This window comes from Bacillus sp. TH22, from assembly GCF_016651015.1.
Taxonomy (GTDB): Bacteria; Bacillota; Bacilli; order Bacillales; family Bacillaceae_G; genus Bacillus_A; species Bacillus_A mycoides.
The window spans coordinates 221,244-234,022 of the sequence record NZ_JAEKER010000002.1 but is presented as its reverse complement, the minus strand read 5'-3'; the positions used below and the strand labels follow the sequence as shown (position 1 = coordinate 234,022).

13 protein-coding genes and 3 pseudogenes are annotated in these 12,779 nt (G+C 34.3%); 9 read left to right on the top strand and 7 right to left on the bottom strand.

Annotated elements, in window-relative coordinates:
* Positions 1-134: 134 nt before the first annotated feature.
* Both JFU18_RS28850 and map read left to right on the top strand, forming a co-directional pair.
* Positions 135-1,571, top strand: a complete 1,437-nt coding sequence (locus JFU18_RS28850) for an IS4 family transposase (RefSeq protein WP_201035066.1) — start codon at positions 135-137, stop codon at positions 1,569-1,571.
* Between the two features lie 510 nt (positions 1,572-2,081).
* Positions 2,082-2,822 carry a type I methionyl aminopeptidase gene (gene map, locus JFU18_RS28845; RefSeq protein WP_016093807.1) on the top strand — a complete coding sequence of 247 codons (741 nt, stop codon included), beginning with the start codon at positions 2,082-2,084 and terminating at the stop codon, positions 2,820-2,822.
* Positions 2,823-3,170: 348 nt separating this feature from the next.
* Here map and JFU18_RS28840 read toward each other — a convergent pair whose 3' ends face one another.
* On the bottom strand, positions 3,171-3,563 hold the full coding sequence (locus JFU18_RS28840; protein WP_201033501.1) for a DUF3244 domain-containing protein: 393 nt from the start codon (positions 3,561-3,563) through the stop codon (positions 3,171-3,173).
* Positions 3,564-3,739: 176 nt separating this feature from the next.
* Between JFU18_RS28840 and JFU18_RS28835 the strand changes: the two genes are divergently transcribed.
* On the top strand, positions 3,740-4,057 hold the full coding sequence (locus JFU18_RS28835; RefSeq protein WP_201033502.1) for a 2-acyl-glycerophospho-ethanolamine acyltransferase: 318 nt from the start codon (positions 3,740-3,742) through the stop codon (positions 4,055-4,057).
* A 380-nt stretch (positions 4,058-4,437) separates the two neighbouring features.
* Here JFU18_RS28835 and JFU18_RS28830 read toward each other — a convergent pair.
* The 3 genes and pseudogenes from JFU18_RS28830 to JFU18_RS28820 form a co-directional block, all read right to left on the bottom strand.
* A pseudogene (locus JFU18_RS28830) lies at positions 4,438-4,593 on the bottom strand (IS4 family transposase); the annotation flags it as partial.
* 142 nt (positions 4,594-4,735) lie between these two features.
* On the bottom strand, positions 4,736-5,947 hold the full coding sequence (locus JFU18_RS28825) for an IS110 family RNA-guided transposase (RefSeq protein WP_201035067.1): 1,212 nt from the start codon (positions 5,945-5,947) through the stop codon (positions 4,736-4,738).
* A gap of 240 nt (positions 5,948-6,187) precedes the next feature.
* Positions 6,188-7,465: pseudogene (locus JFU18_RS28820) on the bottom strand (IS4 family transposase); the annotation flags it as partial.
* 129 nt (positions 7,466-7,594) lie between these two features.
* On the opposite strand from JFU18_RS28820, the gene JFU18_RS28815 reads away from it, so the two are divergent.
* The 5 genes and pseudogenes from JFU18_RS28815 to JFU18_RS28795 form a co-directional block, all read left to right on the top strand.
* Positions 7,595-7,738, top strand: a complete 144-nt coding sequence (locus JFU18_RS28815) for a hypothetical protein (protein ID WP_002144241.1) — start codon at positions 7,595-7,597, stop codon at positions 7,736-7,738.
* 184 nt (positions 7,739-7,922) lie between these two features.
* Entirely contained in the window at positions 7,923-8,102 is a 180-nt protein-coding gene (locus JFU18_RS28810; protein ID WP_078177517.1) for a hypothetical protein, read from the top strand.
* 473 nt (positions 8,103-8,575) lie between these two features.
* Positions 8,576-8,734: a hypothetical protein gene (locus JFU18_RS30105; protein WP_242483565.1), complete on the top strand. Its 159-nt coding sequence runs from the start codon at positions 8,576-8,578 to the stop codon at positions 8,732-8,734.
* A gap of 96 nt (positions 8,735-8,830) precedes the next feature.
* Positions 8,831-8,980 (top strand): hypothetical protein, encoded by a 150-nt coding sequence (locus JFU18_RS28800; RefSeq protein ID WP_162533051.1) that lies wholly within the window; start codon positions 8,831-8,833, stop codon positions 8,978-8,980.
* A 13-nt stretch (positions 8,981-8,993) separates the two neighbouring features.
* Positions 8,994-9,257, top strand: a pseudogene (locus JFU18_RS28795) (siphovirus Gp157 family protein); the annotation flags it as partial.
* A 363-nt stretch (positions 9,258-9,620) separates the two neighbouring features.
* Here JFU18_RS28795 and JFU18_RS30100 read toward each other — a convergent pair.
* Together JFU18_RS30100 and JFU18_RS30095 are read right to left on the bottom strand one after the other, a co-directional pair.
* On the bottom strand, positions 9,621-10,121 hold the full coding sequence (locus JFU18_RS30100; protein WP_234710415.1) for a WYL domain-containing protein: 501 nt from the start codon (positions 10,119-10,121) through the stop codon (positions 9,621-9,623).
* A 41-nt stretch (positions 10,122-10,162) separates the two neighbouring features.
* A complete protein-coding gene (locus tag JFU18_RS30095; RefSeq protein ID WP_235702255.1) occupies positions 10,163-10,582 on the bottom strand; it encodes a helix-turn-helix transcriptional regulator in 420 nt (139 codons plus the stop codon).
* An 80-nt stretch (positions 10,583-10,662) separates the two neighbouring features.
* On the opposite strand from JFU18_RS30095, the gene JFU18_RS28785 reads away from it, so the two are divergent.
* Positions 10,663-11,172 carry a ClbS/DfsB family four-helix bundle protein gene (locus JFU18_RS28785; protein WP_201033505.1) on the top strand — a complete coding sequence of 170 codons (510 nt, stop codon included), beginning with the start codon at positions 10,663-10,665 and terminating at the stop codon, positions 11,170-11,172.
* A 220-nt stretch (positions 11,173-11,392) separates the two neighbouring features.
* Here the strand turns inward: JFU18_RS28785 and JFU18_RS28780 are convergent.
* A protein-coding gene (locus tag JFU18_RS28780) for an IS3 family transposase (protein WP_087943055.1) occupies positions 11,393-12,723 on the bottom strand; the annotation gives its coding sequence in 2 pieces (ribosomal slippage) (positions 11,393-12,339 and positions 12,339-12,723; 1,332 coding nt in all).
* Positions 12,724-12,779 lie beyond the last annotated feature (56 nt).

The following is a 12,779-nucleotide window of genomic DNA, read 5'->3' as shown; positions in this document are numbered from 1 at the left end:
GAAGAATACAAAGTTTTAACTACTTATAGGGGTCACCATACATGCCCATCAACTTAAGAGATTTTAATACCCTCAAGTATCAAAAAACGTTATCCTTTCTAAATAAGCTAGATTAGAAAGGATGACGTTTTTTGATGAATCTCTCGATTCAAGATGAACTACAACCATTTGCAGAGGAATTACAACGATATGTGACACCTGTATTTTTAGAAGAACTTGCAAGAGAACTTGGGTTTGTAAAGCGAAAACGTAAGTTTTCTGGCTCAGACTTAGCTACCATTTGTATCTGGGTTAGTCAACGAGTCGCAAGTGATCCCTTAGTCCGATTATGTAGTAGGCTTCATGCAGCCACTGGTACTTTACTCAGCCCTGAGGGCTTAAATAAACGCTTAAATACAAAGGCAGTTTTATTTTTACAACATATTTTTTCTTTACTGTTACAACAAAAAGTCTGTGAACAAACACAAATTTCTAACCATCTTTTCTCTTATTTTCAACGAATTCGTATCCTAGATGCCACCATATTTCAAGTGCCAAATGCTTTAGAGAATACATATCCAGGCTCTGGAGGATGTGCCCAAACAGCCGGAATCAAAATTCAATTAGAATATGATCTGCACAGTGGGGAATTTCTTAACTTTCAAGTTGGACCAGGGAAAAATAATGACAAAACATTTGGTACGGAGTGCTTAGATACCTTACGACCAGGAGATTTATGTATTCGTGATTTGGGTTATTTTTCATTGGAAGACTTAGATCAAATGGACCAACGAGGTACATACTATATTTCTCGTTTAAAATTAAATACGAATGTATATGTGAAAAATCCAGATCCAGAATACTTTAAAAATGGTGCTATTAAGAAACAATCGGAATACATACAAATCGATGTGAAACAGCTTCTAAACCAACTACAGCCCGGAGAAACATTTGAATTAAAACATGCCTATATTGGTGATAAACAACAACTGTTTGCGCGTGTTATTTTTAATCGATTAACAGAAAAACAACTTCAAAAACGACGAGCGAAGATCGCGGAAAAAGAAAAATCCAAAAATAGAACGTACTCAGAGAAAAGTAAAGTTGTAGCGGAATTAAACGTGTACGTGACGAATACACCTTGGGAATGGGTTCCGATGGAACAGGTACATGAGTTATATACTTTGCGTTGGCAAATAGAGATTGTCTTTAAAACGTGGAAATCACTCTTCAAAATAGATCATTATCGTAATGTAAAACAAGAACGATTAGAGTGCCAACTATATGGAAAGCTAATCGCTATTTTCCTGTGCACCTCTACTATGTTTAAAATGCGTCAACTTCTTTTACAAAAGAAGAAAAGAGAATTAAGCGAATATAAGGCAATAGGGATGATCCAAGATTATTTATATCTTCTGTATCAAGCTATACAGAAAAACACCCAAGAAGTAACAAAGATTCTAATCCGCCTATTCCACCTACTACAGAAAAACGGGCGGAAATCTCATCGATATGAGAAGAAAACAGTCTTTGATATTATGGGTGTTATCTATGAGTATAGTGGATTTAGAAAACAAAAGAAAGCTGCATAATCTTTAAAAATAATACCTACCTAGGTTTATTTGGCATGCTCATTTTTAAGGAGAAAAAGTGTTTTAAGAGTTTTTTAGTTTATTTGAACGAAAGTTCATTTTGTTTCCGTTCTTAAGTTGATGGGCATGTATGGTGACCCCATAGCCATCAAGCTAAAATTTTATAGTACCCCCAGAACGAAATTTTGTGCTAACTTATAACGAAATAGCTTGTTTTTTCAATTTAGGGGGGATTTTGTTTTATTAGCTTGATAGCGATGGGGTAGCGTCAGGAAAATGCGGATTTACAACGCTAAGCCCATTTTCAAGACGATTCCCCTGTTTCTAACAACGTTAAATTTGTTAAATTACAAATGTATCCAGAGCCTCATTATATAGAAAGCTATCGGAAAAGAACAAATAGTGTTTTCTTCCCTCATTAAAGGGCCAGATTGTTGAAGAAAACCCCGTTCCTGTTAGAAACTAAATGGTATACTAATCATAAAATACTTTAAAAAGGGAGGATATACAATGGTTGCAAAGACTGAAGAGGATTTTAATGGATTAAAAGTAATTGGTGAAATTTGTGGCGCGATTCGAGATGAATTAGTCCATAGTACGAAACCTGGAATTACCACAAAAGAACTCGATGAAATTGCGAGAGAGATGTTTGAAAAAGCAGGAGCTCAATCTGCCCCAAAAAGTGAATACGATTTTCCTGGATATACGTGCATTAGCATAAATGAAGAAGTAGCGCACGGGATTCCAGGGAGACGGACCATTCAAGAAGGGGACATTGTAAATATTGATGTTTCAGGTTCAAAAAACGGATATTTCGCAGATACCGGAATTTCCTTTGTAGTAGGGGAAGGAGAGACAATTTTACAGAAAATATGTGACGTTGCTAAAGAAGCATTCGATGCTGGACTTAAGAAGGCAAAGCCAGGTTCAAAAAAAAGCGCGCTCGGAAAAGCTGCACACAATGTAGCAAAACAGCATGGCTTAACAGTCATAAAAAATCTTACTGGACACGGTGTTGGGCGTTCGATTCATGAAGAACCAAAACACATTTTCAATTACTTCTCTCACTGTGATGACGAAATTTTAAAGGATGGTATGGTAATTGCCTTTGAGCCTATGATCTCTACATTTGAAGAGGAAGTTTTCCAATCCGAAGATGGATGGACCTGCCTAACCGATGAAAGCTTTGTGGCTCAATACGAACATACGATTATCCTTACCAAGGAAGGACCGATTATTACTACATTGTAAGAGCACTAATACCACAATAGGGCGCTTTAATGGAGCAATGAAAAGCCTAATTTTTCATTTTTATGCTGAGAAATTAGGCTTTTTAATATTGAAATTTCCTTAACGTTGTAAATCCGCATTTTCCTGACGGTACCCCATATAATAAAAAAGGACAAACCTATCACGAGATAGGTTTTGGCTCTTACAATCTGTTATCATTTGCTGTTAGCATGTACAAGTATTAGTGAAACGTACCAACTGTTTTTAGAACAACAAATGTGATGCAGCGCTTTCTTTAACTATTAAATCAACAATATAGTCATTTAATAATTAAATTGTTACTTTTATTATATTATTTTTAGATTTGTATTAGTCATATACGTAAAAGTTACCGTATACTTTTTCTTCTGAGTTATTTTTAATTTTTATTGTATATGTTCCTTCTTTGACATTAGTAAATTTAATTGTCTTAGATTTACCATCATAAGTTCCATCTATAGTTTCAGATACTGTTTTTCCAGTATCAACATTTACTAGTGTATACTTTATATTTACATCTTTTGTTTTAGGTGAATGTTGCACAGCTACTATTTCTACTGTTCCACTTAAGGTCATTTCTTTAGGAAATTCCAAAGTACGTCCTGCTCTTACTCCATCTTCTTCATAATCAAAATGTGTATAACCTGCTGCGGATGCGGGTGTAAAACCAAAAATAGAGAAACATAACAATAAACTCATAATGCTTACTAAAACTTTTTTCATAGTTTAAATCCTCCTAAATAATGTATTTTAATTACCATATAAATATTAACATAAACAGAAACAAATCGGTTTAAAATATGTTAATAATCAATATATTCAATATTGATAAATAATTATCTGAAATCCCGATTAAGTCAACAAAACTCAAATAATTTTTGTGAAGAGAGATGAATTTTTTGAAAAGAAGAAATCTGAAGATATTCACTGAAATTTCGTTCTTTACAGCACTTGTTACAATTATTGTTATACCAACTTCCTTATACATATCATTAAAAACTTCGGCTGAAAGCATGGAATCTATCCTAAGGGTCTTTACATCACTTGCGTTTTTTGCTTCTTTGATTGGTATTCCTTTAAGCATCGTTTCATTGTTCAGTAAAGAAAATTTAGCTAAAAGAATTTTTGCTTTAATTGTAAATTTATTGCCTATAAGTTTTTTTGTTTATGCTCTAACTATGGAATTTATAGACGAATTTTTCCGAACGGCACCTTAACGAATTCATCTATAAATTTCATGTATACTCTATACATGCTAGGTTAACATAACGTCTCATTATCGGTAGCAAATAAAAACGCGTCCCCTTACTCTCACAAGGGATTCGCCTTTTTCTTTTTCTATGACCCTATGCATTTTTTATACATTCCTATTCTGGAGCGCCTTTTGACTTCCCTATGTCTCCCTATTTTACGCATAAAATCTTGCATACTCTTAGCGTGGTTTTTTTCCGAAATGCTGGCGGTACCCCATCGCTATCAAGCTAAGCTTATGCAAAGTCAATTTTAGACGAGATTGTTTCTTTTTTCTAAAGGGCAAGTGTAGTTGATTGAAAGATTTGCATACGAAATAAACCCTAGCGGGTTTCACTTTTTTGAATTAAGCGGCTTGATTATAAGACAGGGTACAATTGTAAACGACACCTAATATATCAAAGACCGTTTTTTTCTCATATCGATGAGATTTCCGCCCGTTTTGCTGTAGGAGATTGAACAGGCGAAGTAACACCTTCGATAGCTCTTGGGTGTTTTTCTTACGATTAGTCAACCTGTATTTTTAAAGTTTTACTGGAGTGAATATCAGAATGAACAAGTACTTGTTATCATGCATACCAAAGACCCCTAATATATACTCGTTTTTTTACTAGGGGTGAGATATGATGAAAGAAACTATGATGTTAGGCCGTTAACCGATAATCATAGTGTATATCATGTGTAATAAGGTGAAAGAGGAGTTTCAAGAACTTGTTTACACATGCAATGGACGCAACTTTATGACATTTGTTATAGGGTTGCGTTTTTAATTTATCGTAATACTCAACAACGTGATTTTGTCCGTAACGTCGTTGTTTAATCATATTCTGGATGATGAGGAAAAGGAGCTTCCGCAAATGTTTATTTCCACGTTTATTGATTTTATCTTTAAAAAAGGTTTTACCTGATTGAAAACGGCGTATATCAATACCAGCAAATGCATTGAGTTGCTTGTTATTGTTAAAACGAGTAATATCTCCTATTTCAGCCATCAAGCGTACTGCAGTATTCGGTCCAATCCCAGGAAGGCTGAGAATGATATCGTATTCTGCACGTTGCTCGGCTATATATACCATCTTGTTAATACAGCATTCTTTTTGGTGAAGAAGCTCTTGATAGCGCCTTGCGTATAATTTGAGTTGATCACACAGAACATCGTTCTGAGAAACAGCAGGATAGGAAGTTTTCGCTATTTCAAGTATTTGAATCGCTTTTTTCTCCGCTGTAATATTTGATATTTTTTTATTGGTGTTGGCACGAATACGATTTTTTATAATGGTTTTTGAAAGACCTAAAATACAATCTGGGTGGGGGAATAGTTGAACAAAATTTAAAAACAAATCCGATTTACTGGTAAACATTCTCTCCAACTCAGGAAATGTTAATTGGATTACTTTATGCATACGACCACGAATTATCGATAATTCACTATCCAGTTCGCTATACAATCTAGAAAGAGATTTTAACTGATGGAATAAATTATTAGTTCCATTAGATACCCTTCGGGTAACTGTGAAATGAGTGAGAGCTAATCGGTGTGCATCACTTCGGTCCGTCTTATGAATCCGTAAGGAATCACATTGTAGCTTGGCTTCTAATGGGTTTAATAAACAATATGTATACTGATTATCTTGCATAAAACGTTCTAGCTGCCTGGAATAGATGCCTGTCGATTCGAAAACAATTTCAGGTGATTCGCCGTTTTCATCTGTAAGCTTATGTATCTTTTCTTGTAGCTTTTTAAAATCAGGCTTAGTATGCTTGATTTCACTTTCGAATACGCATTGTTTTTGTACATTATAAATTACCATATAGCTTTTACCCATACTGACATCAAATGCAATAACGTGTTTCATATAGCTCCTCCTCAGGTGGAATTGAAGTCTTCAACTTACACTTATCTATTCTCATTTCTTATACACGATCTCGAAGACCAACATACTAAAAACTGATTGAAATAAGGTAAGTGAAGAAGGTCAGTTTTGTATACGGATTCAGGATCCCAAAACACCCACGACCTTTTCTTCACTTCTACTATATAAAAAAATAGTAGTGCGAACCAATGCCTTGGTCTACACTACTAATCTTAGTATGTTTTGTATAGTTTGGAATAGAAGAAGAAAATAGTCTTTAATCATATATATAGCTTTATACTCACTAAGCTCTCGTTTTTTCTTCACGAGGAGCAATTGGCGCATTTGAAACATGATAGAAGAACAGAGTAGAATGGCAATCAATTGACCATATAAATGGCACTCCAATCGTTCTGGTTTTATCTTTTTACAATGATGAATTTGAAAGAATGACTTCCACGTTTTAAATAAAATTTCGATTTGCCAACGCAAAGAATACCAGTCATGTACCTGTCCCATCGGGACACTATCTGTAGGAGTGTTTGTCATGTATACATTGATACCACTGAGTCGTTTACTACGAGGAGAATACTTCATTCCTTTCTTTTTTTCTCTTACAGCTTGATCTTGTAATCGTTTTTGTTGCTGTTGTTTTGTTAATCGATGAACAATTACACGAGCTGGCACTTTATCAATCATTCCTACATAAGCATCAGCTATTTCACATGTTTGTCCTGGTTGAAGGGAGTTCATTACCGTCTCCATATCTATCTGTATATACTCTGTACCTTTCTTAATTCTTCCATCTTGAAAATAATCAGGGTTAGGATTTTTTTGATAAATACGTGTATTTGACTTGATACGAGAGATATAGTAGGCCTCTTTATCTTGTATATATTGAAGGTCTTTTAAATGAAAATAACCTAAATCTCGGATACATAAATCATTCGCTGTCACAGTTGGGGCACACAGAGAGCCGTAAGTGCGATCATGTTGTTTACCTGGACCTGTATGAATATGTAGGAACTGTCCACTTAACAAATCATACTCAAGTTGAATTTTTATCCCAGCTGTATGGCTGCATCCTCCTGCACCTGGATAAACCGATGAAAATACATCCGGGAGTTGAAATGCAGTTGAATCTAAAATACGAATACGCTTGAAAACAGAAGTATATGGAGAAGAAATCGGCATAGATGAGATCAGTTTTTGGTTTAGTAGTTCAGCTAGTATGTGTTGTAAAAGTTGGACGGCCGCCTTATTAAATCGTTGATTCAGTCCTTCAGGACTGATAAGTACTGCTGTTGATGCTTCTAAACAGCTAGATAACTGAGTTAAAGAAGTCATAGCTACATTTTGGCTCACCCATACACATAAAGCGACTAAATCTTTTGCTTGATACTTACTGGTTCGTTGTACAAAACCAACATCTCTAGCAAGATCCCGTAAGGTATTTGGAGATAAAAAACTTTGAATCTCTTGAGCAAATAGTTGTAATTCGTCAGACACAGAAACAGACATGAAAAACGCCATCCTTTCCTATGATTCTACAGAAAGAATAGCGCATTTTTTCATTTTAGGGGCAACTTGTTCTGTTAGGTTGATGGGCATGTATGGTGACCCCTAATAGATAAATAAGGTGATAAGGCAATGGATAAACAGCAGCGAGATAAAGAAGAACGAGAAAACATCATCAAAATGATACGAGATTTAAAGGCTAGAGGAGTACATAACAGTGCGGAAGCTATTGTAAATCATCATGGATACATCGTTTTAGCGGAGTTAATTAAATAGAAGAGCCCCTAGCAAAGGGATGTTGAGGGATTCGGGGCTCTCTAATATGAGTTGTACCGAGAATGAAGGGACTCGGTAAAGTTATATTATCATAATTTTCAAAAATAAAAAGTGGTAAATGTGTCCAATTGAAAAGTCCTTAGAAGAGTATATCACTCTAGCTAAATAGAGAGGGGAATGGGAATTGAATAAAGATGAATTGAATCTAGAGAGTTTTGGTCAACAGCTAATAATTACTGGTCTTGCGAGATTAGTTGAGGAAGAAGATTATACGCCACATGAAGCATTTCAACTGTTAGAAACGATTAAAAGAAATACGTTCCATACGCTTTTAGAACTAAAAAAAGAGTCTAAAGCTAAATAAAAAATGAGCCATGAGTGTGAAACTCAACGGCTCATTTTATAAGGGTAAGGTCGAATTGGCGACCTTACAAACTTATAATACCACAAATTCACAAATATAGACAAGCCTTCGCTCGTCTGAATATTCAGTAATCTAACGGTATCTCCCACCTAGCAAATGGATTCCTGGATATTCCGATGCGCGAAGCATCAGAAAGGAGTGAGAATAATGTATCCGCTAGCTAAAAACTAGCATAATAAAAAGCCCGTACAGAAGCACAGGCCGGTTGTAACACAACGGTAATTACATTTTAACAGAATAGTTAGAAATTATCAAAACAAAATAAAAAAACGACTTACCCCTAAGACGGTTTGGATATTAAAAATGAAAAAACGCCCAGTTGGGAGACAGGGCGTTTTTCGAAAAGTCGAAAGATTAAGATGCCTTCATTATATCACATCGACTTTTCGTAGTAAATAAGGAGGAATGTGGAAATGAAAGTTTTAACAAATCAAACCTTGTATCAATGTGATCATTGCGGAAAACGCCTACTTACAAAAAACGGCGCAAAAGTCCATGAAGAACAATATTGCTCAGTGGTTCTAGAAAGGAAAAAAAAGAAAAACAAGCTAAATGCAAGCACAAAAACATAGATACGCATTATGGATACATCCCTGGTGAAGCAGTTATGGAACCGCAGTATGACTATTGTGTAGATTGCGGGAAAACAATCGGATGGGGTGAAAGATGTGGTTGAAATTAAAGATAAACATGTAGAACGTGCAATCGAAACTTTAAAGCAAATGTCTGATAAAGAACAAGACAGTGTGAAAAAGATAGATCTTGACTATGTAATCACAGTTTTAACAAATAAACCACATGGCGAAATGCCGTTCTAGGAGGAAATAAACTATGAAACTTTATGACTTAACAAATAATTACCGCGAACTACAAATGATGATTGAGGATGGCGTAGATCCATCAGCATTGGAAGATACATTACAAGCAATTGAAGAAAGCATTCAAGATAAGGCGCAAAATATCGCTCTATTAATCCGCAACCTTGAAGCAGATACAGAAGCTATCAAGTTAGAAGAAAAACGATTAGCAGACCGTAGAAGAGCGGTAGAAAACAACTGCAAGAGCTTAAAAGATTACTTATATCAGCAAATGATCTTATTAGGGGTCACCATACATGCCCATCAAGTTAAAAATAAAAAGTACCCCCAAAACGATAAAAATGAATCTTGTTGCTATAAAAGACAAAAAAAATTCGTTCTGGGGGCATTATAAATATTAACTTGATAACGTTGGACTAGTGAATATTCTTAAGTTGAAGGTGCAATTTCTTTCTAATTAAATCGGTATTCTCCTAGGAAATTACTATGTTTCCATCCTAATGAAGAAATATGTTTTAATAGTTCTTCATCAAAAATCAAGTCATTTCACTTCCGTCTAAATATATCTATTAAAATGGCATCAAAAACCTAATTGAAATTAAATAAGGAATGTTATTTTATTTTGTGCGAGTTTGACCTACTATTTTGTATGTGATCTACTTTCTATCTTATAACAATCCGCCAATATATCTTTTAAATATTCCTTATATTTGGAGCGTAGCATTTCTGGAGAAATGATTTTAATTTCTTTACCGAAATACAAAAAATACTGAACTAGAAAATCTATCTCTTTTTCTCCAAAAGTCCCAATAATGTATTTATTTTGTTCTTCTTCTTGAAGAGATATGTTATCGTAAATGCGTTTATAGAACTGTTCGACCCCTTTATCACTAACTTTGACTTTAAAAGAAAAAGGGCGTTGTGTATTGAATTGTTTTCTAAATAAAGAACTAATTGTCTCTTCAGTAAAAGGAATGCTTTCTTTATCTTTATACTTTACGGATTGAATATAGTCACAACGAAAATTTCGAAATTCGTTTTTGTCTAAATCCCAACTAAAGCAATACCAATTTCCATCCGTGATTAATAATCTTAGGTGTTGAATGACTCTTTGATTGTTGCCATAGCGACAATAACTGATTTCTATTACCTTTTTATTGAATATTGCAGAGAAAAGTTCTCCTAAAAAGGGAGACTCTTTTTTTGATTTGTTCCTACAAATTGGATGACTTGATCCGCCTGTTGAACCATTTCTTTTTGCTTCTTTGGCAGTATAGCTAATAGTTTTTCTTTAATTTCTTTGTAGTCTTTATCAAATGGAGTTTTTAGCAATGTTTTTAATAGTTGTAGCGAAAAGAATATAGAATGTAATTCATTATTACTAAAATAAATTGGTGGTAGAAGTTGATTTTCTAACACGTGATATCCACCATGACTTCCCTTTTCAGAATAAAGAGGAACACCTAGTTCTTCTAAGGAAGAAATGTCTCGTAAGGCGGTACTTCTAGAAATATCGAATTCTCCAATCAAGTCGTTAAGGTTAAAATTCTTTTTTGAATTGATATAGATCATTTCTTGAATGAGTCGCTCGTCTTTTTTCATAAAAAGCTCCTAATGGTATCATGTTTTGATACCATTCTATCATATACTGAAGGTATCAAAAATAAAGGTGTGAAAGTATTATGAAACAGTACTCTAATGCTGAAGAATTAATTGAATCAATCGATAAAGCCTATAAGAAATTTATTGAAGAATTTAAGGTGATTCCTGAAGAGTTGAGAGATAAACATATCTCTGAAGTGGATAAATCTCCTTCTGAAATACTTTCTTATCAATTGGGGTGGATCAACTTGTTGTTATCGTGGGAAAAAGACGAACAATGTGGACTTGACGTACAAACGCCCACTCCAGACTACAAATGGAATAACTTAGGTAAACTTTATCAATCTTTTTATGAGCAGTACGGTGTTTTAACTTTAAAACAGCAGGAGGAAGAATTGACAAAGTTAGTTCGAAAGTTAGTCGATTGGATAAATGATCTTTCTGAAAAAGAATTATTCCAATCAGAACAAAGAAAATGGGCCACAACAAAAGCAATGTGGCCTGTTTGGAAATGGGTGCATATCAATACAGTTGCTCCATTTAAGAATTTCAGAACTAAAATTCTTAAATGGAAAAAAATAGTTTTATAAGTAATTTAAGAAAAGTAAGTATCCAGAAAGTTAGACAAAAGACAATAAAGTCCATTTCTTATACACTAAAAGAAATGGACTTTATTTATTTGAATTTTCTTAGTGTACGAAATTCGCGCTTTGTTGAAGGAACCTCATCGCTATCAAGCTAATAAAAAGAAAGAGAAATGATTATATGAAAACTAATCTGTACCCTTTGTAAAGGACATTTTGAAAAAAGTTAGGCAACATCAAGAAGATGATTTCTGTATCCAACAGGAGTCATCTTTTTTAAATTCCATTGATATCTATAGTGATTATAGTACGTCATATATTTCTTAATCTCTTGTTTCAACTCAGTAAAAGACTCGCAAGGTTTTATATGTGCTTCATCTTTCAGATGACCAAAAAATGATTCTTGTGGAGCGTTATCCCAACAGTTCCCTCTTCTTGACATAGATTGTCCGAGCTTTAGCTTTTTGACTAATTTTTGGTAGGTAGGGCTTGTGTAGTGGGCTCCTTGATCTGAATGAATATATGCACCTTCAGTCAATCGAATCCTCTTATTCCGTTTTAGTTTATGAAGAGTTGTTGTTACGAGGTCTAATGTCATCTGTTCTGAAACATGGTAAGCTAAAATTTCATTGGTTGAGCCGTCTAAAATTGTAGATAAATAAGCTCTTTTATTCTTACCGTAAACTAAATAAGTGATATCTGTAAGAAGCGTTTTTCCTGGGGTGTTTTGTTTAAATTCTCGATTTAATTGATTCGGCACTACTCGATGTTCTTTTGAAGCTTTCAGCATTCTTTTATAAGGATTTGCTTTCCGAATCGGACAGACAATCTCATATTTTTTCATGATTCTACGGATACGCTTTAAATTGTAGACAACTTGAAAATGACCCACCAATGTCATTTTTATTTGACGAGCCCCTTTCTTTCGATTTCTAAATCGAAGTGCTTTTAATATGATTTCTTTCACGATTTCATCTTGATTGTTCTTTTGTTTCCGTTGTTCTTGAGATGAAATGGAAAAATAATTATAGTATCCCGAACGGGATACACCAGCTACTTTACACAAATAACTCACCATATTTCTTAAGTTATATTTTATGATGACAGAACGAATCAGGATATATTTCTGACTAGGTGATAAAGTTATTTCCTTCTCATCCTCCCTTCCATAAGTTTGATCTTTTTTAACAATTCATTTTCTGCCTTTAGTAAGTTCCGTTCGGCTTCTAAACGAGCATACTTCTCTTCTAACGTAAGCTCTCTCTCAAGAGTTCTTCCCGCGTTTTGGCGTGTATCTCGCAAACCAAATACACCATTTTTTCTGTAAGCAGCACGCCATCTACTTCCTGATGACATAATTCGTTTCATTCCAATCATATCTATATCAAAACCACATTCTTCAAAAATATTTCGAGGTAGTTTTCCTTTCTCATTTTCCTCAATAAAAATACGCTTAAATTCATCTGTATAAGTGATACCTTTCTGACTTACAGATTTTATGTAGGGGTTATTTGATAGAATTTGAATGTCTCTTTCTGTAAATAGCTTTTTTGTCATTTTGAACTTTCTCCGATCCCAATTTTCTCTCATTATACAAGAAATACCCTATAGAA